We start from the raw sequence: 20,539 nt of genomic DNA on the forward strand, positions 1-20,539 counted from the left end.
TCTTATCATACGATGATAATATTAATCATCTGTATCAGTGTAGTCTTCCGATGGGTCTATCTGCGGTTTACCGCCAGATAAAGTATGGAAGCGTTTTGGACGGTTAATACGGCTAGAATATTTTGTCCAAACTTTTTCTTCTGGGGTAGCTGGTTCACGTTCACCACGGCATACAGCGACGAAAAGTTTTTCTTCTTCTGTCTGAGGTGCACGCTTACCTGTATCAAGCTCATTAAAAGCTTGGCCGAGACGTTCTAGCAACTGAGCTTCTTTAATGGTGAAATCACCATGACGAGAAAAGCCACGTGGGTAATGTTTGTTATCAAAAAAACGATTAGTCGTGATGAAGCTATCTGCCATCTGACACACTCCTAACTTATTACAGTCAAACTCTATATGGCGCGGAGTATTAGACAGCATTGACAATCTGTAAAACAAAACATTTAAATCACCACGACAAAAATAATTGGAGATGCATGTGGACAGCGAGTTATTGAGAACTTTTTTAGAGGTCAGTAAAACTAGGCACTTTGGTCGAGCTGCAGAATCACTCTATTTAACGCAATCAGCGGTTAGCTTCCGTATTAGGCAACTAGAAACACAATTAGGTACAAGCCTATTTACGCGGCATAGAAACAATATCCGGTTAACAGCTGCAGGAGAAAGGCTTGTTCCATATGCTGAATCGTTAATGAATACCTGGCTGCAAGCTAAAAAAGAAATATCTCATGCCTCACAACACACAGAGCTTTCTATTGGTGCAACAGCTTCACTTTGGGAAGGTTATCTAACTGACTGGGTAGAAGAACTTTATAATCAACATGATGAACTGCGGCTCGAAGCTAGGGTTTCAACGCGCCAGTCTCTTGTTAAGCAACTACATTCTAGAGAATTAGACTTATTAATCGCAACTGAACCGCCTAAAATGGATGAGTTTGAAAGTACAATCATCGGTACGATTGACTTACAACTCATGGCTTCCCAAAAAAATATTGCACTCACAAAATATAATTTTATAAGGCTTGAATGGGGTGCTGACTTCCATCCAAAAAATGAACCTTCATTAACTCAAGATGACACACCTGTTATGATCACTACCTCAGCCCATATTACCCGCCAATTACTTCCTGTATCGCTTTCAGCGGCATTTTTACCTGCTCATTGGGTATATCAATATCCAGGCTTAAAAACGCTCTCAGAAACCTCAATAAACAAACCTTTGTATGCAGTTTGGCTCCAGAAAAATGATCAGCAAGCTCTTATCAATCAACTGATTAAAACTCCAATAAAAAATGCACAGTTAAGTGAATAAAAATAGGAAGGTGAGTAAAGATTTCACTCACCTTCCTATGATCCCATAAATAAACTATAGATCTCTGCAAAATAATCTTAATTGATACTTCATTTTATTTTTTAATCAGATATATCAATAACAGATAACTGACCAATATTCATACAGCAATACAATGACATTTTGCTTCTTCAGCAAGGTAATTTGTGATCTTAATAAAAATTAAACCACCAACTTTATATATATGCTCATTTTTCTAACTTAAATATTGAACACAACAAAATATCATTCAACCTGTGAATACTATTGAGAAGTATAAAGTCGTAAGTAACAACTCACTGATGATGCGAAAAATAAATATAAAATGATGAAAATAAAAAGTAGCTGAGAGAACGTAACGTCACAGTGTATTTAAATAGTGAATACGATTAAGAGATACAAAACAGTGGGATGGTTAATGGGATAAAATAAATTGAAAATTAGCAGAAGGGGAAAATAACTTTATATTTATAGTCACACGAATAAAGAAAAACCCGATTAAGCTAATCGGGTTATCAATAGATACTTCTTTTATTATTACTTAATTGGTAACTGGCAGGGGCGGAGAGACTCGAACTCCCAACACCCGGTTTTGGAGACCGGTGCTCTACCAATTGAACTACGCCCCTAAATTAAGTGGCGGAACGGACGGGACTCGAACCCGCGACCCCCTGCGTGACAGGCAGGTATTCTAACCAACTGAACTACCGCTCCACTTATTCTTTTGCCTTTCGGCTGTTTACTGCTTATTGAGCAATAAACCTTTAATTAATGTCTGGCAGTTCCCTACTCTCACATGGGGAGACCCCACACTACCATCGGCGCTACGGCGTTTCACTGCTGAGTTCGGCATGGGGTCAGGTGGGACCACCGCGCTATTGCCGCCAGACAAATTCTGTTTTGTTCCCGTTTAGTTTTTTCTTCACTAAACCAGAACCTCAATCTCAAACAAGCTGCGTGTCCTTCACCTTTCGGCTTCTCACTTCTCGAAAACAACTCTATCTCTCTAAAACACCTTCGGTGTTGTCAGGTTAAGCCTCACGGTTCATTAGTATTGGTTAGCTCAACGTATCGCTACGCTTACACACCCAACCTATCAACGTCTTAGTCTTAAACGTTCCTTTAGGACCCTTAAAGAGTCAGGGAAGACTCATCTCAAGGCAAGTTTCCCGCTTAGATGCTTTCAGCGGTTATCTCTTCCGCACTTAGCTACCGGGCAATGCCATTGGCATGACAACCCGAACACCAGTGGTGCGTCCACTCCGGTCCTCTCGTACTAGGAGCAGCCCCTTTCAATCTTCCAACGCCCACGGCAGATAGGGACCGAACTGTCTCACGACGTTCTAAACCCAGCTCGCGTACCACTTTAAACGGCGAACAGCCGTACCCTTGGGACCTACTTCAGCCCCAGGATGTGATGAGCCGACATCGAGGTGCCAAACACCGCCGTCGATATGAACTCTTGGGCGGTATCAGCCTGTTATCCCCGGAGTACCTTTTATCCGTTGAGCGATGGCCCTTCCATTCAGAACCACCGGATCACTAAGACCTACTTTCGTACCTGCTCGAGCCGTCACTCTCGCAGTCAAGCTGGCTTATGCCTTTGCACTAACCGCATGATGTCCGACCATGCTTAGCCAACCTTCGTGCTCCTCCGTTACTCTTTGGGAGGAGACCGCCCCAGTCAAACTACCCACCAGACACTGTCCGCACCCCAGATAATGGGGCAACGTTAGAACATCAAACATTAAAGGGTGGTATTTCAAGGTTGGCTCCACGCAGACTGGCGTCCACGCTTCAAAGCCTCCCACCTATCCTACACATCAAGGCTCAATGTTCAGTGTCAAGCTATAGTAAAGGTTCACGGGGTCTTTCCGTCTTGCCGCGGGTACACTGCATCTTCACAGCGAGTTCAATTTCACTGAGTCTCGGGTGGAGACAGCCTGGCCATCATTACGCCATTCGTGCAGGTCGGAACTTACCCGACAAGGAATTTCGCTACCTTAGGACCGTTATAGTTACGGCCGCCGTTTACTGGGGCTTCGATCAAGAGCTTCTCCTTACGGATAACCCCATCAATTAACCTTCCAGCACCGGGCAGGCGTCACACCGTATACGTCCACTTTCGTGTTTGCACAGTGCTGTGTTTTTAATAAACAGTTGCAGCCAGCTGGTATCTGCGACTGGCTTCAGCTCCATGAGTAAATCACTTCACCTAATGCCAGCGTGCCTTCTCCCGAAGTTACGGCACCATTTTGCCTAGTTCCTTCACCCGAGTTCTCTCAAGCGCCTGAGTATTCTCTACCTGACCACCTGTGTCGGTTTGGGGTACGATTAATGATAATCTAGAGCTTAGAGGCTTTTCCTGGAAGCGGGGCATGAGCTACTTCATCACCGTAGTGACTCGTCATCGGACCTCAGCATATAGTGAACCGGATTTGCCTAATTCACCTGCCTACATCCTTAAACCGGGACAACCGTCGCCCGGATAGCCTAGCCTTCTCCGTCCCCCCATCGCAATTATCACCAGTACGGGAATATTAACCCGTTTCCCATCGACTACGCATTTCTGCCTCGCCTTAGGGGTCGACTCACCCTGCCCCGATTAACGTTGGACAGGAACCCTTGGTCTTCCGGCGTGCGGGTTTTTCACCCGCATTATCGTTACTTATGTCAGCATTCGCACTTCTGATACCTCCAGCATGCCTCACAGCACACCTTCACAGGCTTACAGAACGCTCCCCTACCCAACAATATCTAAATATCGCTGCCGCAGCTTCGGTGCATAGTTTAGCCCCGTTACATCTTCCGCGCAGGCCGACTCGACCAGTGAGCTATTACGCTTTCTTTAAATGATGGCTGCTTCTAAGCCAACATCCTGGCTGTCTGAGCCTTCCCACTTCGTTTCCCACTTAACTATGACTTTGGGACCTTAGCTGGCGGTCTGGGTTGTTTCCCTCTTCACGACGAACGTTAGCACCCGCCGTGTGTCTCCCGTGATAACATTCTTCGGTATTCGTAGTTTGCATCGAGTTGGTAAGTCGGGATGACCCCCTAGTCGAAACAGTGCTCTACCCCCGAAGATGAGTTCACGAGGCGCTACCTAAATAGCTTTCGGGGAGAACCAGCTATCTCCCGGTTTGATTGGCCTTTCACCCCCAGCCACAAGTCATCCGCTAATTTTTCAACATTAGTCGGTTCGGTCCTCCAGTTAGTGTTACCCAACCTTCAACCTGCCCATGGCTAGATCACCGGGTTTCGGGTCTATACCCTGCAACTTATTCGCCCAGTTAAGACTCGGTTTCCCTACGGCTCCCCTATACGGTTAACCTTGCTACAGAATATAAGTCGCTGACCCATTATACAAAAGGTACGCAGTCACACCCTAAAGGTGCTCCCACTGCTTGTACGTACACGGTTTCAGGTTCTATTTCACTCCCCTCGCCGGGGTTCTTTTCGCCTTTCCCTCACGGTACTGGTTCACTATCGGTCAATCAGGAGTATTTAGCCTTGGAGGATGGTCCCCCCATATTCAGACAGGATAACACGTGTCCCGCCCTACTCGTCGAGTTCACAACACTAACACCTTCGGATACGGGGCTATCACCCTTTACTGCCGGACTTTCCAGACCGTTCTCCTGATGCTAATGCTGATTAAGACTCTGGGCTGCTCCCCGTTCGCTCGCCGCTACTAGGGGAATCTCGGTTGATTTCTTTTCCTCGGGGTACTGAGATGTTTCAGTTCCCCCGGTTCGCTTCGTTTGACTATGTATTCATCAAACGATAGTGCAACGAATTGCACTGGGTTTCCCCATTCGGAAATCGTCGGTTGTAACGGTTCATATCACCTTACCGACGCTTATCGCAGATTAGCACGTCCTTCATCGCCTCTGATTGCCTAGGCATCCACCGTGTACGCTTAGTCGCTTAACCTCACAACCCGAAATTGTTTCAACGTTCACATTACTGTCATGGCTGTGCGTGGTGAACTTCTTCGTTGGGCAGTGCTCGCAATGCTCACGTACCTAAGTACGCTGCGCTTGCTGTGCGCTGTCCGCCTTGAATTTCACACTGCTCGCGCATGCCGCTCGAGTTTGTGACCGAAAATTTCAGGTCTGAAATTTTGAGAGACTCTCACATTGTTTAAGCGATAAACAATGTGCGTTGTTTTCAATTTTCAGCTTGTTCCAGATTGTTAAAGAGCATAATTGTTAAACCAACTACAATATAATTGGCTTAATCATTATTGGGGACATCGTCTTTCACTCGATATCGGCGCAATTGGCGTCCCCTAGGGGATTCGAACCCCTGTTACCGCCGTGAAAGGGCGGTGTCCTAGGCCTCTAGACGAAGGGGACACGAAAATCACAAAAACTTTTGTGCTTTCATGTAAGTCCTATTCTCGCGAATAAGTCTCCCACGTAAAGCCATTGCTCTACTTTCTATCAGACAATCTGTGTGAGCACTTCACAAAAACACTTCAATGGTAAGGAGGTGATCCAACCGCAGGTTCCCCTACGGTTACCTTGTTACGACTTCACCCCAGTCATGAATCACAAAGTGGTAAGCGCCCTCCCGAAGGTTAAGCTACCTACTTCTTTTGCAACCCACTCCCATGGTGTGACGGGCGGTGTGTACAAGGCCCGGGAACGTATTCACCGTAGCATTCTGATCTACGATTACTAGCGATTCCGACTTCATGGAGTCGAGTTGCAGACTCCAATCCGGACTACGACGTACTTTATGAGTTCCGCTTGCTCTCGCGAGGTCGCTTCTCTTTGTATACGCCATTGTAGCACGTGTGTAGCCCTACTCGTAAGGGCCATGATGACTTGACGTCATCCCCACCTTCCTCCGGTTTATCACCGGCAGTCTCCTTTGAGTTCCCGACCGAATCGCTGGCAACAAAGGATAAGGGTTGCGCTCGTTGCGGGACTTAACCCAACATTTCACAACACGAGCTGACGACAGCCATGCAGCACCTGTCTCAGAGTTCCCGAAGGCACCAAAGCATCTCTGCTAAGTTCTCTGGATGTCAAGAGTAGGTAAGGTTCTTCGCGTTGCATCGAATTAAACCACATGCTCCACCGCTTGTGCGGGCCCCCGTCAATTCATTTGAGTTTTAACCTTGCGGCCGTACTCCCCAGGCGGTCGATTTAACGCGTTAGCTCCGAAAGCCACTCCTCTAGGGAACAACCTTCAAATCGACATCGTTTACAGCGTGGACTACCAGGGTATCTAATCCTGTTTGCTCCCCACGCTTTCGCACCTGAGCGTCAGTCTTTGTCCAGGGGGCCGCCTTCGCCACCGGTATTCCTCCACATCTCTACGCATTTCACCGCTACACATGGAATTCTACCCCCCTCTACAAGACTCTAGCTGACCAGTCTTAGATGCCATTCCCAGGTTAAGCCCGGGGATTTCACATCTAACTTAATCAACCGCCTGCGTGCGCTTTACGCCCAGTAATTCCGATTAACGCTTGCACCCTCCGTATTACCGCGGCTGCTGGCACGGAGTTAGCCGGTGCTTCTTCTGTCGGTAACGTCAATCGCTGATGATATTAGCATCAACGCCTTCCTCCCGACTGAAAGTACTTTACAACCCTAGGGCCTTCTTCATACACGCGGCATGGCTGCATCAGGCTTGCGCCCATTGTGCAATATTCCCCACTGCTGCCTCCCGTAGGAGTCTGGGCCGTGTCTCAGTCCCAGTGTGGCTGATCATCCTCTCAGACCAGCTAGGGATCGTCGCCTAGGTGAGCCATTACCTCACCTACTAGCTAATCCCATATGGGTTCATCCGATAGCGCAAGGACCGAAGTTCCCCTGCTTTGCTCCTGAGAGATTATGCGGTATTAGCTACCGTTTCCAGTAGTTATCCCCCTCTATCGGGCAGATCCCCATACATTACTCACCCGTCCGCCGCTCGTCAGCGAGAAGCAAGCTTCCCCTGTTACCGCTCGACTTGCATGTGTTAGGCCTGCCGCCAGCGTTCAATCTGAGCCATGATCAAACTCTTCAATTAAAAGTAGCTTGATGCTCAAAGAATGTCTTACTGACCGTAACGTTCTTTTGTTCGGCTAACTTTGTCGGCTTCGCATCGCTTCCCCTCGCCGTACCTAAGTACTGCCTCGGGTTATCTCTGCTTGCCTTCGCGTTACCCTTCCAAAATAAGCGTTACTACCTTATTTCATATATATGAATTAACGTGTTAGTCACTCTTCAAGACTTAAAATCAAATATTTTTTTGATAGTGTCCTGTGAGTGCCCACACAGATTGTCTGATAAATTGTTAAAGAGCGTTGCGACTAAATCTTTCGATTTTCGGACTTGATTCCGTGAATCAGGTCGTTGTCGCGAGGTGTCGTATAATACGTTTTTTATTTAGAAAGTCAAGCGTTTATTTTCAACTTTTTTCTTTCTCACCTCTGTTATCACTGGGTTATGAAGTTTTCTTCTAACCGGTTTATCGTGACAACGGATGCGCATTATAGGGAGCCTTCAGAATTACACAACCTTTTTTTTTAAAAAAAACTCTGTTTGCGGATAAAATAGCCACCTTGTGCTTTTTCACCGCATAACGGTTATAAAAGAAACGACTTCATGCCTATAATTCTAGCTTTAGCAACCTACTGGCTCATAAATTCATAATGAACCAATGAGTTATTTAACAGCTATCTTTTATTTCTTTTTTATGGTTATCACTATGAACACACTTTTACGTCCTTATTTAGGTATTTACCCTTCTATTAATGCACGCGTTTTCATTGACCCATCTTCTGTTGTAATTGGAGATGTTCGCATAGCTGATGATGTCAGTATTTGGCCTCTTTCTGTTTTACGTGGTGATGTTAACTATATTTCTATTGGTGCACGCACCAATATTCAAGATGGCTCAGTTCTACATGTCACACATAAATCCGCAAGTAACCCTGAGGGGAACCCGTTAATTATTGGAGAAGATGTCACCATTGGTCATAAAGTTATGTTACATGGTTGCACTATAGGAAATAGAGTGCTAGTTGGAATGGGTTCAATTGTTATTGATGGGGCTATAGTAGAAGATGACGTTATTCTTGGGGCTAACAGTTTAGTAACTCAAGGAAAAAGACTCGAATCCGGTTACTTATATACAGGGAGCCCAGCAAAAGCCATCCGAAAATTGACTGATGCTGAGTTAAGCCATTTACGTTATTCAGCGAATAACTATGTCGAATGGAAAAATAACTATTTAGCATCTGATAATATGTAAAGCCCATCGTCATCATCGAGGCCTTGTTCAATCAAGGCTTCAAACTCTTCTTCTATATCCCATCGATACTGCTGAAATAAACTCAAAGGTGTTTCTTTTTTACCATAACGTTGAAATAACAATGACTGAGGAATTGCACATTCCGCAAGCATTCCGCTGATCAACACAGGAAAGCGTACTTGCTTGGATAGCGCATCCCACTCTTCTCTATCAGGGAATTGAATTTGCTGATTCACCCTTTCAATTCCTTATATAAGGCAGATAGAACAGGTGTAATTTCAGGAAGAATGCCATGCCATAGTTTAAAAGAAAACGCGGCTTGCCCTACTAGCATACCTAGGCCATCGGCTATTTTAGTCACTTGATGTTGAGTCGCAAACTCAAGGAAGGGCGTTAATGATGATTGATAAAACATGTCATAGCATGCAACTTGATCGCTAAACACATTTGGATTGATTGCAGGAACCTCTCCACTTACACCAGATGAAGTCGCATTGATAATCAGATCAAAATCAGCAGATACGATCTGTGAGATCTCTTTCCCGCACATTTTACCTAGTGCTGAAAATTCATTAACTAATAATTCAACCTTAGAAAAGGTTCTATTTGTCAAAGTGATATCACAGCCATATTCTAAAAGTGGCAATAATGCTCCACGTGTCGCACCACCAGCACCAATCATTAATATTCGGCTATTTGGATGAACAAACTTTAAACGTTGTAAATCTAACAAAAGCCCCATTCCATCGGTGTTGTCGCCCAACAATCGATTATCATCAAGCTTCATCACCGTATTAACAGCGCCACAAACTTGAGCTCTTGCAGTTAATTCAGAAACAGCCTGAAAAGCACGCTCCTTAAATGGCAAAGTAATGTTTGCGCCCTTTCCACCCTGAGAAAAAAAACCTATTAGACTTTGTTCGAATCCCTCGATTGGTGCTAGGACTTTTTCATATTCAAGGCAAACCCCTGTTTGCTCTGCAAACATTTTATGTATAACAGGTGATTTACTGTGTTGAATTGGATTACCAAAAACCGCAAACATTTCCATCAATATTATCCTTTACGATATAGTTGCCCTGTTTTTGCGTCTCTTATTTCAGATGGGTTTTGACGACCACCAACCATTCCATCAAGAACAGGAATACCCCCGTTGAACTGTGCAATAACCTCCTCAGTTGTCCTACAAGGCTCTAACCCACTTAAATTAGCACTTGTAGATACCAAAGGTTTGCCATAATGACGGCATAATTTTTTTACTAATTCATGGTCTGTAACTCTCACTGCGATGGTATCAAACCGACCTGTCAACCATTTTGGAGTCGTTACTTTTGCCGGGATCACCCATGTTACTGGCCCCGGCCATGTTGCAAACATCGCTTGCTTTTGTTCTTCTGTTAGTTGCTCATCATCTATATAGTCTTTTAATTGCTCGTAGCTATCAGCGATAAGGATTAATCCTTTTTCCCAAGGGCGTTGCTTTAACTCTAATAACTTATATACCGCTGTTTCACTATCAGGGTCACAACCTAAACCAAATACGGCTTCTGTTGGATAGGCAATAACCTCCTCATGTTGTAATGAACTAATAATACTTTCAATTGCAGGTGTAGATATATTTGACATAGTTTTAACTCATTATTCTTCTTGTTGTTTACCGCAGCGTTTGCTGGCACAAAATAATCTTACTCCCTGTCCCCCCCTTTTTTCCATAAGTAATGGATACTCACAATACTTACATTTACCATTAATAGGCTTATTATTTAATATAAACTGACAGTTAGGGTAATTGTCGCAAGCATAAAAAGTCTTACCATAACGCGATTTTCTCTGTAATAAATTCCCTTTTTGGCATTGCGGACAAGAAATTTTAGTTTCATCCGGTTTATCAATTAGCTCAATATGTTCACATTCAGGATAATTACTACAACCAATAAACATGCCAAATCGGCCTTGCTTAAGCACTAGGTCGTGACTACATTTAGGACAATGTTGACCTTCTAATACTTTAATTATATGACTTTCCACCGTAGGTCTTAGCGGTCTCATATAATGACATTGTGGATAACTTGAACAACCTAAAAAAGGCCCATGTGAACTATTGCGGATAACAAGCAAAGAATCGCATTCTGGACAATGTTCATTTTTTTCTGTATCGAAGGGCAGTTGTTTAGACATGTTTTTCTCTACTGTTGCTTTTAACTAAGTTACTCTGGTATACCCACCAGCCCCCGAGCTAACTACCCCATTAATTTCCATCTCAGTTAATATGGTAATAATTTGAGTAACTGGAATTTGGGTTTGTTCTGCAATGACATCTACTGGTGTCGCTTGGTACCCAACCATACCTAAAATTTTATTTTCTACCACATTAAACTCAAGTGGTGCCTGTTCTATAGGTAATTCGGTTTGTATCCAATTTAACCCATCACCTATATGCTGTAAAACATCCTCAGGTTTAGCTAATAGATAAGCTCCCTGCTGTAATAACCAATGGTTGCCATGAAATGCAGAGTTACCTAATGGAGCAGGCAATGTAAATAAGTCGCGGTTTTGCTCTAATGCATACCTAGCGGTTATCAGTGAGCCACTTTTCATCCCTGCTTCGATTACAATAACTGCTTTACTTAACCCACTAATAATACGGTTTCTCTTGGGAAATTGTTTAGGTAATGGTGGTGCATCAGGCCAATATTCTGAAATCAAAGCACCATAATTTTTGATTTTTTCAGCCAATTCAGTATGTTGTCGTGGATAAATATTCGCTAACCCGCTACCTAAAACCGCAATTGTTTCACCTCGATTATCAAGGGCAGCCTTATGGCTTATACCGTCGATACCTAATGCAAGCCCACTGGTGATGGTTATACCATGATGGACAAAGCTCTTCACAAATAGGTTAGTCCATATTCTGCCGTATTCACTTGCTCTACGACTTCCAACTACAGCAATTTGTGGCGTTACCAATAATTCACTTTTTCCCACGACAAATAATAAAAGAGGAGGACGGTAAATTTGCTTTAATAAAAAAGGGTAATGGGAATCACAGAAAGTAATCATTTGATGATGTTTATTTGAAAGCCATGCCTGTACTTTCTCAAGCCGGTGCATAGAGACATTCATAAACTGTAATTGCTGTATTTCATTCAAACCATGATGGTGTAAAGTCTGATAGCTAATTTTATTTAGTTGTTTTAGCTCATTAATTATTCTTACTGCATTCAGAGGTAATAACCTTTTAACCTGTGACATTCTTAACCAAATTTCTTGGATATTCATTATTGTCATCCTGACTCATCAACAAATAGGTTCTTCAGTGAACAAATCATAACCAATACTGTCAATATGAATGAGAAATGTCTAGAATAGTCATTAATTCCCATTCACATTTTGGAAACTGCTCGAAAAATTTATGTCAGTCTTAAACGTATTACATTACCCAGACGAACGCTTACGCACAATTGCTAAGCCAGTAGACAAAGTTGATGCTTCTATACAGCGTATCGTTGATGATATGTTCGATACCATGTATGAAGAAGAAGGTATTGGCCTTGCAGCAACACAAGTTGATATCCACCAGAGAATCATCGTTATTGATGTGTCTGAAACTCGTGATGATCGCTTAGTTCTTATTAACCCTGAATTACTAGATAAATCAGGGGAAACGGGGATCGAAGAAGGTTGCTTGTCTATTCCAGAACAACATGGCTTCGTCCCTCGTGCTGAGCAGGTAAAAGTTCGCGCGCTAAACTATAACGGAGAGTCTTTTGAACTGGAGGCTGATGGTTTATTAGCTATCTGTATCCAACATGAGATGGACCACCTTGTTGGTAAACTATTCGTTGACTATTTATCGCCTTTAAAACGTCAGCGCATCCGCCAGAAAGTTGAAAAGTTAGACAGACTAAGAGCAAAAGAAGCCAAAAATAGCTAATTCGCTACATATAAATAGGGAAATTAACGTGTCAGAGCCATTAAAAATTATTTTTGCGGGTACCCCCGATTTTGCGGCCAAACATTTAGCTGCTCTCTTAGATACTAGACACCAAATCGTTGGCGTCCTCACTCGCCATGATAAACCTGCGGGAAGAGGTAAAAAGTTAACTCCGAGCCCTGTCAAGGTTCTCGCTGAAGAACACCAAATCCCTGTTTTTCAACCAGTATCTCTTAAAGATAGCGAAAACCAGCAGTGGATAAAAAACCAAAATGCAGACTTAATGATAGTTGTTGCCTATGGCCTGATTCTACCGCAAGCCGTTCTCGATATTCCTCGCTTAGGTTGCTTGAATGTTCACGGCTCTTTGTTACCTCGCTGGAGAGGAGCGGCACCAATTCAACGTTCTATTTGGGCTGGTGATACTGAAACGGGTGTGACTATTATGCAAATGGATGCAGGTTTAGATACTGGAGACATGCTTTACAAAGCAATTTGTCCAATTAACCCTAGTGATACAAGCGCCTCGTTATATGACAAGTTAGCAATAATAGGCCCAGAAGCATTAATTCATACTGTTGAAATGCTATCCTCAGGCCAATGCACAGCTGAAAAACAAGATGATTCATTAGCAAATTACGCTGAAAAATTATCAAAAGAAGAAGCTCGCATTAATTGGCAAGATGATGCTGTACATATTGAGCGCTGTATTCGTGCTTTCAATCCTTGGCCAATGAGTTATTTCATGGTTGAAGAACAACTCATTAAAGTTTGGCAAGCTGAAGCACTCGAAGAAGCACATGATAAGCAACCAGGAACAATTATTAGCGCTGACAAAAAAGGTATATGCATTGCCACAGGAAATGGCATACTAAATATTACTCAGCTACAACCGCCTGGCAAAAAAGCAATGAGTGCACAAGATATCCTAAACTCTCGTCGCGAATGGTTTACCCCAGAGCAAGTTCTAGCATAACGAACTTGTAAACTGCCTGATACCTTCAGGCAGTTTTATTTCAGTCACTAATGAATTCATCCTCACCATATGAAAAACACATATAATTTGCGTAGTATCGCGGCAACAGCAATTTTCCAAGTCCTTGATAACGGCCAATCATTAAGCACTGTACTGCCTGACTTACAACGCAATATCAATGATAAAGATAAAGCTTTATTACAAGAAATTTGCTTTGGCGTTTTACGTTATTTACCTAAACTTGAATGGTTTATTAGCCAGCTAATGGAAAAACCATTAACGGGTAAACAAAGAACCCTACATTACTTAATTATGGTAGGCATCTACCAGCTACTTTATACTCGTATACCGCCTCATGCTGCATTAGCAGAAACAGTAGATGGCGCAGTTGCACTGAAAAAGCCCCAATTAAAAGGGCTTATTAATGGCGTATTACGTTCATTTCAGCGCCAACAAGTACAATTAGAAGAAAGAATTGCTAACAACACTAGCCAATATTTACATCCAAGCTGGTTATTAAAACGCCTACAAACTGCCTATCCAGAGGATTGGCAATCTATTATTGAAGCAAATAACCAACGCCCACCTATGTGGTTAAGAGTAAACTCTCAACATCACACTGCTGCACAATATCTCAACTTACTAGAACAATCTGAGATAACCGCACATTTGCACCCCTCACATCCAAATGCTATTCGGTTAGATGAACCCACCGCAGTATCTCGTCTTCCGGGCTTTGAAGATGGCTGGTCAACAGTACAAGATGTCTCAGCTCAAGGCTGCGCTGAATTGCTAGAACCTCAAAATGGGGAAAGTATTTTAGATTTATGTGCAGCACCAGGTGGAAAAACAACCCATATTTTAGAATTAGCCCCTAGAGCGAATGTTATTGCTGTAGATATCGATGAATATCGTCTTAAAAGAGTGAAAGAAAATCTAATTCGTCTTAAGCAACATGCTGTTGTTATACAAGGAGACGGCACACAGCCTGAAAAATGGGCGAAAGATCAGCAATTTGACCGTATTTTACTTGATGCACCTTGTTCCGCTACAGGCGTTATTAGGCGTCATCCTGATATTAAATGGCTACGCCGTGATTCGGATATAAATGAATTGGCGCAACTACAAGCTCAAATTCTCGAAGCTATCTGGCCTTATTTAAAACCGGGCGGTACTCTACTTTATGCGACATGCTCAATTATGCCCGAAGAAAATGGAAAGCAAATACAAAATTTCCTATCTAAACATAATGACGCCAGTCTAAATGATGGAACCGATGCTGGGTTACAAGTATTACCAAGTACTAATGGTGGTGATGGTTTCTTTTATGCACGCTTAGTCAAAAAAGTGTAGTAAATTGTAGCCAGCTCTCTGATATAGGAAGATGTAATGAAGATCATTATTCTAGGTGCTGGGCAAGTTGGCGGAACGCTTGCTGAAAATTTAGTTGATGAGAACAATGATATTACCGTCGTTGATACCGATGCTGATCGGTTACGTCAATTACAGGATCAATTCGATCTTCGAGTGGTAAATGGTCATGGCTCTCACCCTAGAGTGCTTCGAGATGCAGGCGCAGAAGATGCGGATATGTTAGTAGCCGTTACCAATTCAGATGAAACTAACATGATTGCCTGCCAAATTGCATATAGCCTATTTAATACCCCAAATAAAATAGCGCGTATCAGGGCGACTGAATATATCCGTGAAGCCGACAAATTGTTTCTACCTGAACAAATCCCGATTGACTACTTAATATCGCCAGAACAACTAGTTATCGACTATATCTATAAATTAATTCAATACCCTGGCGCCCTTCAGGTTGTAAACTTTGCAGAAGGCAAAGTTAGCATAGTTGCTGTAAAAGCTTATTATGGCGGCTCACTCGTTGGTAATGCACTATCGAGCTTACGCGAACACATGCCACATATTGATACTCGTGTTGTCGCTATTTTCCGTCAAGATAGACCTATTCGCCCTCAAGGCTCAACAATTATTGAAGCGGGTGATGAGGTTTTTTTTGTTGCTTCAACACAACATATCCGAGCCGTAATGAGCGAGCTGCAAAGACTAGAAAAACCATACAAACGTTTGATGATAGTCGGTGGTGGTAACGTCGGAGCCGGTCTAGCAAGGCGACTAGAAAAAGATTACAGCGTGAAACTTATTGAGCGCAACCAGAAGCGCGCAACAGAACTTGCTGAGTTGCTGCATGATACCATTGTATTTTATGGCGATGCATCCGACCAAGAACTACTCACAGAAGAACATATTGAGCAAATGGATGTTTTTATTGCCCTAACAAATGATGATGAAGCTAATATTATGTCTGCTATGTTAGCAAAAAAAATGGGGGCTAAAAAAGCAATGGTTCTTATACAACGCTCTGCATACGTTGAACTCGTTCAAGGTGGGGTGATTGATATTGCGATTTCACCTCAACAGGCAACTATTTCTGCTTTATTAAGCCATGTTAGAAAAGCGGATATAGTCAATGTTTCATCTTTAAGAAGAGGCGTTGCGGAAGCTATTGAGGCAATTGCACACGGTGATGAAAATACGTCAAAAGTTGTTGGCAAAAAAATATCTGAAATTAAACTTCCTCCTGGAACTATTATTGGTGCAATTGTTCGTGAAGAAGAAGTCATTATAGCTAGTGATTACCATATAATTGAACAAGGTGACCATGTCATTATGTTTATTACAGATAAAAAGTATGTACCCGAAGTTGAAAAATTATTTCAACCAAGTCCATTCTTTTTATAAAAATAAAAATAGTAAATATTTGTAGCTTAATAATTTTAGCGACTATAATTTGTTAACCTAATACATGTTTTGTTTCAATTGAGTTATTTATTAAGGGGTCGTCTAATGAGCTTTTTAAAAGATTTCCGCGAATTTGCTATGAAGGGCAATGTAGTGGATATGGCAGTTGGTATTATTATTGGTGCTGCATTTGGTAAAATTGTATCTTCATTAGTTGCTGATGTCATTATGCCTCCGCTAGGTTTACTAATCGGAGGTGTTGATTTCAAATCATTCAGCGTAGTATTAAAAGAAGCACAAGGTGATTTACCAGCAGTAGTACTAAATTATGGTATGTTTATACAAACCGTTTTTGACTTCGTTATTGTTGCGTTCGCTATCTTTATGGCAATTAAGGTCATGAATAAAGTTCGCCGTGAAAAAGAAGCCGCACCAGCAGAGCCAGCCCCACCATCTAAAGAAGAAGTTCTGTTATCAGAAATTCGTGATCTTTTAAAAGAACAAAATAAAAATTAACTAAAAGGCCAGTGGTAATAAGTAAATAAACCTATTACCGCTGGCCTCCCAGTTAACTGACTTCTTATTTTTTTCTTTTCTTGTGTAACTGCCTTTTCCTTTTTTATTTTTTTCAACTCTTTGGCGAAATAGTGGGTCATGTAGTAATGCTTCAATCGCATTATCTTTAATCTCACCACGTTTATGTTGATATTTACTCATGATATACCCTCATATAATTAGCAGATTGTATAATTAATAAACTTTAGATGCACCTTTTTCTAATATTTCCATAATGGAGCAATAGGTTGTCGCATGTTCTTCTCCACAACATGCTGAACTTAACATCTTCAGCGAATCGCGCATAATAATAAGCTCTTGTATCTTTTTTTCAACTTCAAGTAATCTGAGATCAACAATCTGTTTAGATTCTTGGCAGGTATGATGTTCAGGATCCACTCGTATTGAAAGTAGTTCAGTGATAGCTTCTAAAGTAAAACCTAACTGTTTTGCATAACGAATAAAACGCAGTCGCTGTAGGTCTTGTTCCGTAAATAACCGATACCCACCTTCTGTTCTTTCTTTATGTCCCATCAAACCTTGTTTTTCATAAAAACGAATCGTATCAGGCGTCACATCTGCTAGCCTAGCAAGTTCACCTATCTTATACATGCTCATAATACTTACCTGTAAATATGGGTTAACCACGAAAAAATCAAGGGAATAAATTTATTTGAAGAAGTAAGAATAGCAGGTACAAAAAAACCGGGCAAATATACCCGGTTTTCTTGAAAGCGACGGCAGATTACTCTGCAGCTGCTTCTTGAGACTCAACAGCACGGTCAACAAGCTCGATGTAAGCCATCGGAGCGTTGTCACCTGTGCGGTAGCCACACTTAAGAATACGAGTGTAACCACCTGCACGAGCTGCGAAACGAGGTCCCAGTTCATTAAATAATTTTGCAACGATCTCGTTATCACGAGTACGTGCGAATGCCAGACGACGATTAGCTACGCTGTCGGTCTTGGCAAGAGTAATCAGCGGCTCAACGACGCGACGCAGTTCTTTCGCTTTAGGCAGAGTCGTCTTGATGATTTCATGACGAACTAAAGAACCTGCCATGTTACGGAACATAGCTTGGCGGTGGCTGCTGTTGCGGTTCAATTGACGACCACTCTTACGATGGCGCATGACCTTATCCTTCTCAGTAAAACCTTAACCTGTGATCTTAATCATCAGCAATACTTGCTGGTGGCCAATTTTCTAAGCGCATGCCCAGAGAAAGACCACGAGATGCCAAGACGTCCTTAATTTCAGTAAGAGATTTCTTACCAAGATTCGGAGTTTTAAGCAACTCAACTTCTGTACGCTGTACCAGATCACCGATGTAGTGGATAGCTTCTGCTTTGAGGCAGTTAGCAGAGCGGACAGTCAATTCCAGATCGTCAACTGGGCGCAATAAGATAGGATCGAATTCTGGTTTTTCTTCTTTAACTTCAGGCTGACGTACATCACGTAAGTCAACAAAAGCTTCAAGTTGTTCAGCCAGAATGGTTGCCGCACGGCGAATCGCCTCTTCAGGATCGATTGTACCGTTAGTTTCCATTTCAATAACTAACTTATCCAAGTCTGTACGTTGCTCAACACGAGCTGCTTCAACATTGTAGGCAATACGCTCTACTGGGCTGTAGCAAGCATCGACTAACAAACGACCGATTGGGCGCTCATCTTCTTCCGAATGAACTCGGGCAGAAGCCGGCACATAACCACGACCACGCTGTACTTTAATTCGCATATTAATAGATGCGCTTTCGTCAGTCAGGTGGCAGATGATGTGCTGTGGCTTGACGATTTCGACATCACCATCATGGATGATGTCGGCTGCAGTCACAGGGCCAATGCCAGATTTATTCAAGGTTAAAATAACTTCATCTTTCCCCTGAACTTTTACCGCCAGCCCTTTCAGGTTGAGGAGAATCTCCAGGATATCTTCCTGTACACCTTCTTTGGTGCTGTACTCATGCAGTACACCATCAATCTCAACCTCTGTCACCGCACAACCCGGCATAGACGAAAGCAGAATACGGCGCAGTGCGTTACCAAGAGTATGGCCAAAGCCACGCTCTAAAGGCTCAAGGGTCACCTTAGCGTGCGTCGAACTCACTTGCTCGATATCTACCAGGCGCGGTTTTAGAAACTCTGTCACAGAACCCTGCATTGTGTCCTCTCTTTGGTGCTAAGCTTTACTTGGAGTAAAGCTCGACGATCAGGTGTTCGTTAATGTCCGCAGACAAGTCAGTACGTTCAGGAATACGTTTGAACACACCTTCCATTTTAGCAGCATCAACTTCCAGCCAAGTTGGCTTCTCACGCTGTTCAGCCAGCTCTAAAGCAGCCTTAATACGAGACTGTTTTTTAGCTTTCTCACGAACGCTGATAACGTCATTCGGGGAAACCTGATAAGAAGCGATATTAACTACACGGCCATTTACCATGATAGCTTTATGGCTAACCATTTGACGTGCTTCTGCGCGAGTTGCGCCAAAGCCCATACGGTAAACGACGTTATCAAGACGACCTTCCAGCAAAGTCAGCAGGTTTTCACCTGTGTTGCCTTTCAGACGTGTTGCTTCTTTGTAATAGTTACGGAATTGACGTTCCAGAACACCGTAGATACGACGAACTTTTTGTTTTTCACGTAACTGGACGCCATAGTCAGACAGACGCGGTTTACGCGCACCGTGCTGGCCTGGAGCCTGTTCTAATTTACACTTGGTGTCAATCGCGCGAACACCAGACTTCAGGAAGAGGTCTGTTCCTTCGCGACGGCTCAGCTTGAGCTTAGGACCCAAATATCTAGCCATTTTCTTTCTCCAACAGTCCTAAAAAAAACGAAACGTATTAAACGCGACGTTTTTTCGGTGGGCGACAACCGTTATGAGGGATAGGAGTCACATCAGTAATATTAGTGATGCGGAAACCAGCGGCGTTCAGAGCACGAATTGTTGATTCGCGACCCGGACCCGGTCCCTTAACCATAACTTCCAGGTTCTTGATACCGTATTCTTTCACGGCTTCTGCGCAACGCTCTGCTGCAACCTGAGCTGCAAACGGAGTGGATTTGCGAGAACCACGGAAACCGGAACCACCGGCAGTTGCCCAACCCAATGCGTTACCTTGACGGTCTGTAATAGTAACGATTGTGTTGTTGAAAGAAGCATGGATATGAGCCACACCGTCTGAGACTTGTTTTCTTACACGCTTACGTGCACGAATTGGTGCTTTTGCCATTATTCAATACCCCGACTTATTTCTTGATCGGCTTACGCGGACCCTTACGGGTACGAGCGTTAGTCTTAGTACGCTGTCCGCGCACAGGAAGACCACGACGATGACGTAAACCACGGTAACATCCAAGGTCCATCAGACGCTTGATGCTCAGGGTAATTTCACGACGTAAGTCACCTTCTACAACGTATTTAGCAACTTCGTCACGCAGCTTGTCGATTTGTTCTTCAGACAGCTCACTGATCTTAACATTTTCAGCAATACCAGTTGCTTCACAGATAGCCTGTGAACGAGTTTTGCCGATACCGAAAATCGATGTTAAAGCGATTACAGTATGTTTATGATCAGGAATGTTAATGCCTGCTATACGGGCCACTATGCACTCCTAAGTTAAAATATACATTACTGTGCTGAAAAGCCCGTTTTCAGGATACTCAAACAATAATGTATCTTAGATAAAAAAGATTGGCTGGCTAATTTAGCCAGCTCAACCCA

Annotated in this window: 20 protein-coding genes, 3 tRNA genes and 3 rRNA genes; 7 read left to right on the top strand and 19 right to left on the bottom strand. The window is 43.0% G+C overall.

The window, feature by feature from the left end:
- Nucleotides 1-21 precede the first annotated feature (21 nt).
- Complete coding sequence (locus PZ638_RS19680) at nucleotides 22-360, bottom strand: MaoP family protein (protein WP_036958821.1); 339 nt, start codon at nucleotides 358-360, stop codon at nucleotides 22-24.
- 112 nt (nucleotides 361-472) lie between these two features.
- Between PZ638_RS19680 and hdfR the strand changes: the two genes are divergently transcribed.
- The gene (gene hdfR, locus PZ638_RS19685) at nucleotides 473-1,312 is read left to right on the top strand and encodes an HTH-type transcriptional regulator HdfR (RefSeq protein WP_004906133.1); all 840 of its coding nucleotides are present in this window, start codon (nucleotides 473-475) and stop codon (nucleotides 1,310-1,312) included.
- Between the two features lie 571 nt (nucleotides 1,313-1,883).
- Here the strand turns inward: hdfR and PZ638_RS19690 are convergent.
- From PZ638_RS19690 to PZ638_RS19715, 6 genes are all read right to left on the bottom strand, one after another.
- Nucleotides 1,884-1,959 (bottom strand) — tRNA-Trp (locus PZ638_RS19690).
- A gap of 8 nt (nucleotides 1,960-1,967) precedes the next feature.
- Nucleotides 1,968-2,044: transfer RNA gene (locus PZ638_RS19695), tRNA-Asp, on the bottom strand.
- 59 nt (nucleotides 2,045-2,103) lie between these two features.
- Nucleotides 2,104-2,219: ribosomal RNA gene (gene rrf, locus PZ638_RS19700) — 5S ribosomal RNA — on the bottom strand.
- A gap of 138 nt (nucleotides 2,220-2,357) precedes the next feature.
- A 23S ribosomal RNA gene (locus PZ638_RS19705) occupies nucleotides 2,358-5,263 on the bottom strand.
- A gap of 349 nt (nucleotides 5,264-5,612) precedes the next feature.
- A tRNA-Glu gene (locus PZ638_RS19710) sits at nucleotides 5,613-5,688 on the bottom strand.
- A 129-nt stretch (nucleotides 5,689-5,817) separates the two neighbouring features.
- Nucleotides 5,818-7,357: ribosomal RNA gene (locus tag PZ638_RS19715) — 16S ribosomal RNA — on the bottom strand.
- Together the 16S, 23S and 5S rRNA genes with 3 tRNA genes alongside form the textbook arrangement of a ribosomal RNA operon.
- A 681-nt stretch (nucleotides 7,358-8,038) precedes the next feature.
- Here PZ638_RS19715 and PZ638_RS19720 point away from each other — a divergent pair.
- Nucleotides 8,039-8,584 carry a gamma carbonic anhydrase family protein gene (locus tag PZ638_RS19720; protein WP_096865182.1) on the top strand — a complete coding sequence of 182 codons (546 nt, stop codon included), beginning with the start codon at nucleotides 8,039-8,041 and terminating at the stop codon, nucleotides 8,582-8,584.
- Here the strand turns inward: PZ638_RS19720 and PZ638_RS19725 are convergent.
- From PZ638_RS19725 to dprA, 5 genes are read right to left on the bottom strand one after another with little or no spacing between them, the layout of a single operon-like run.
- The gene (locus PZ638_RS19725) at nucleotides 8,560-8,820 is read right to left on the bottom strand and encodes a DUF1488 family protein (RefSeq protein WP_096865181.1); all 261 of its coding nucleotides are present in this window, start codon (nucleotides 8,818-8,820) and stop codon (nucleotides 8,560-8,562) included. The two genes, PZ638_RS19720 and PZ638_RS19725, sit on opposite strands and share 25 nt — an antisense overlap.
- Nucleotides 8,817-9,635 carry a shikimate dehydrogenase gene (gene aroE / locus PZ638_RS19730; protein ID WP_112307797.1) on the bottom strand — a complete coding sequence of 273 codons (819 nt, stop codon included), beginning with the start codon at nucleotides 9,633-9,635 and terminating at the stop codon, nucleotides 8,817-8,819. The genes PZ638_RS19725 and aroE overlap by 4 nt, the downstream gene beginning before the upstream one ends.
- Nucleotides 9,636-9,640: 5 nt before the next feature.
- A complete protein-coding gene (tsaC, locus tag PZ638_RS19735; RefSeq protein ID WP_004265520.1) occupies nucleotides 9,641-10,210 on the bottom strand; it encodes an L-threonylcarbamoyladenylate synthase type 1 TsaC in 570 nt (189 codons plus the stop codon).
- Nucleotides 10,211-10,222: 12 nt separating this feature from the next.
- Nucleotides 10,223-10,762, bottom strand: coding sequence for a DNA topoisomerase family protein (locus tag PZ638_RS19740; RefSeq protein WP_036959223.1), 540 nt, complete (start codon nucleotides 10,760-10,762; stop codon nucleotides 10,223-10,225).
- A 24-nt stretch (nucleotides 10,763-10,786) separates the two neighbouring features.
- Nucleotides 10,787-11,863, bottom strand: a complete 1,077-nt coding sequence (gene dprA / locus PZ638_RS19745; RefSeq protein ID WP_144141316.1) for a DNA-processing protein DprA — start codon at nucleotides 11,861-11,863, stop codon at nucleotides 10,787-10,789.
- A gap of 133 nt (nucleotides 11,864-11,996) precedes the next feature.
- Between dprA and def the strand changes: the two genes are divergently transcribed.
- The 5 genes from def (at nucleotide 11,997) to mscL (ending at nucleotide 16,776) form a co-directional block, all read left to right on the top strand.
- Complete coding sequence (gene def / locus PZ638_RS19750) at nucleotides 11,997-12,518, top strand: peptide deformylase (protein WP_004265511.1); 522 nt, start codon at nucleotides 11,997-11,999, stop codon at nucleotides 12,516-12,518.
- A 28-nt stretch (nucleotides 12,519-12,546) separates the two neighbouring features.
- A complete protein-coding gene (fmt, locus tag PZ638_RS19755; RefSeq protein WP_004265508.1) occupies nucleotides 12,547-13,494 on the top strand; it encodes a methionyl-tRNA formyltransferase in 948 nt (315 codons plus the stop codon).
- Nucleotides 13,495-13,563: 69 nt separating this feature from the next.
- Nucleotides 13,564-14,847: a 16S rRNA (cytosine(967)-C(5))-methyltransferase RsmB gene (gene rsmB, locus PZ638_RS19760; RefSeq protein WP_004265505.1), complete on the top strand. Its 1,284-nt coding sequence runs from the start codon at nucleotides 13,564-13,566 to the stop codon at nucleotides 14,845-14,847.
- A gap of 36 nt (nucleotides 14,848-14,883) precedes the next feature.
- Nucleotides 14,884-16,260: a Trk system potassium transporter TrkA gene (trkA, locus tag PZ638_RS19765; RefSeq protein WP_004265502.1), complete on the top strand. Its 1,377-nt coding sequence runs from the start codon at nucleotides 14,884-14,886 to the stop codon at nucleotides 16,258-16,260.
- 105 nt (nucleotides 16,261-16,365) lie between these two features.
- The gene (gene mscL / locus PZ638_RS19770) at nucleotides 16,366-16,776 is read left to right on the top strand and encodes a large-conductance mechanosensitive channel protein MscL (RefSeq protein WP_004265501.1); all 411 of its coding nucleotides are present in this window, start codon (nucleotides 16,366-16,368) and stop codon (nucleotides 16,774-16,776) included.
- On the opposite strand, the gene PZ638_RS19775 is transcribed toward mscL, so the two are convergent.
- From PZ638_RS19775 to rpsM, 7 genes are all read right to left on the bottom strand, one after another.
- Nucleotides 16,777-16,977, bottom strand: a complete 201-nt coding sequence (locus PZ638_RS19775) for an alternative ribosome-rescue factor A (RefSeq protein ID WP_004265498.1) — start codon at nucleotides 16,975-16,977, stop codon at nucleotides 16,777-16,779.
- Between the two features lie 33 nt (nucleotides 16,978-17,010).
- Nucleotides 17,011-17,427: a Zn(2+)-responsive transcriptional regulator gene (gene zntR, locus PZ638_RS19780; protein ID WP_036959225.1), complete on the bottom strand. Its 417-nt coding sequence runs from the start codon at nucleotides 17,425-17,427 to the stop codon at nucleotides 17,011-17,013.
- 133 nt (nucleotides 17,428-17,560) lie between these two features.
- Nucleotides 17,561-17,947 carry a 50S ribosomal protein L17 gene (gene rplQ, locus PZ638_RS19785; protein WP_004907152.1) on the bottom strand — a complete coding sequence of 129 codons (387 nt, stop codon included), beginning with the start codon at nucleotides 17,945-17,947 and terminating at the stop codon, nucleotides 17,561-17,563.
- A 37-nt stretch (nucleotides 17,948-17,984) separates the two neighbouring features.
- Nucleotides 17,985-18,974, bottom strand: coding sequence for a DNA-directed RNA polymerase subunit alpha (locus tag PZ638_RS19790; protein WP_004265491.1), 990 nt, complete (start codon nucleotides 18,972-18,974; stop codon nucleotides 17,985-17,987).
- A 25-nt stretch (nucleotides 18,975-18,999) separates the two neighbouring features.
- Nucleotides 19,000-19,620: a 30S ribosomal protein S4 gene (rpsD, locus tag PZ638_RS19795; RefSeq protein ID WP_004265487.1), complete on the bottom strand. Its 621-nt coding sequence runs from the start codon at nucleotides 19,618-19,620 to the stop codon at nucleotides 19,000-19,002.
- Between the two features lie 37 nt (nucleotides 19,621-19,657).
- Complete coding sequence (rpsK, locus tag PZ638_RS19800; RefSeq protein ID WP_002919257.1) at nucleotides 19,658-20,047, bottom strand: 30S ribosomal protein S11; 390 nt, start codon at nucleotides 20,045-20,047, stop codon at nucleotides 19,658-19,660.
- Between the two features lie 16 nt (nucleotides 20,048-20,063).
- Nucleotides 20,064-20,420, bottom strand: a complete 357-nt coding sequence (gene rpsM, locus PZ638_RS19805; protein WP_004907144.1) for a 30S ribosomal protein S13 — start codon at nucleotides 20,418-20,420, stop codon at nucleotides 20,064-20,066.
- Between the last annotated feature and the right edge of the window lie 119 nt (nucleotides 20,421-20,539).

This window comes from Providencia hangzhouensis (assembly GCF_029193595.2).
In the GTDB taxonomy this organism is placed as follows: Bacteria; Pseudomonadota; Gammaproteobacteria; order Enterobacterales; family Enterobacteriaceae; genus Providencia; species Providencia hangzhouensis.

Excerpts from the sequence above, each read along its gene's own strand:
- PZ638_RS19680 (WP_036958821.1), bottom strand. The coding sequence starts at position 360 with ATGGCAGATAGCTTCATCACGACTAATCGTTTTTTTGATAACAAACAT.
- hdfR (WP_004906133.1), top strand. The coding sequence starts at position 473 with ATGCATGTGGACAGCGAGTTATTGAGAACTTTTTTAGAGGTCAGTAAA.
- PZ638_RS19720 (WP_096865182.1), top strand. The coding sequence starts at position 8,039 with ATGAACACACTTTTACGTCCTTATTTAGGTATTTACCCTTCTATTAAT.
- aroE (WP_112307797.1), bottom strand. The coding sequence starts at position 9,635 with ATGGAAATGTTTGCGGTTTTTGGTAATCCAATTCAACACAGTAAATCA.
- tsaC (WP_004265520.1), bottom strand. The coding sequence starts at position 10,210 with ATGTCAAATATATCTACACCTGCAATTGAAAGTATTATTAGTTCATTA.
- PZ638_RS19740 (WP_036959223.1), bottom strand. The coding sequence starts at position 10,762 with ATGTCTAAACAACTGCCCTTCGATACAGAAAAAAATGAACATTGTCCA.
- dprA (WP_144141316.1), bottom strand. The coding sequence starts at position 11,863 with ATGAATATCCAAGAAATTTGGTTAAGAATGTCACAGGTTAAAAGGTTA.
- def (WP_004265511.1), top strand. The coding sequence starts at position 11,997 with ATGTCAGTCTTAAACGTATTACATTACCCAGACGAACGCTTACGCACA.
- rsmB (WP_004265505.1), top strand. The coding sequence starts at position 13,564 with ATGAAAAACACATATAATTTGCGTAGTATCGCGGCAACAGCAATTTTC.
- trkA (WP_004265502.1), top strand. The coding sequence starts at position 14,884 with ATGAAGATCATTATTCTAGGTGCTGGGCAAGTTGGCGGAACGCTTGCT.
- mscL (WP_004265501.1), top strand. The coding sequence starts at position 16,366 with ATGAGCTTTTTAAAAGATTTCCGCGAATTTGCTATGAAGGGCAATGTA.
- PZ638_RS19775 (WP_004265498.1), bottom strand. The coding sequence starts at position 16,977 with ATGAGTAAATATCAACATAAACGTGGTGAGATTAAAGATAATGCGATT.
- zntR (WP_036959225.1), bottom strand. The coding sequence starts at position 17,427 with ATGTATAAGATAGGTGAACTTGCTAGGCTAGCAGATGTGACGCCTGAT.
- rplQ (WP_004907152.1), bottom strand. The coding sequence starts at position 17,947 with ATGCGCCATCGTAAGAGTGGTCGTCAATTGAACCGCAACAGCAGCCAC.
- PZ638_RS19790 (WP_004265491.1), bottom strand. The coding sequence starts at position 18,974 with ATGCAGGGTTCTGTGACAGAGTTTCTAAAACCGCGCCTGGTAGATATC.
- rpsD (WP_004265487.1), bottom strand. The coding sequence starts at position 19,620 with ATGGCTAGATATTTGGGTCCTAAGCTCAAGCTGAGCCGTCGCGAAGGA.
- rpsK (WP_002919257.1), bottom strand. The coding sequence starts at position 20,047 with ATGGCAAAAGCACCAATTCGTGCACGTAAGCGTGTAAGAAAACAAGTC.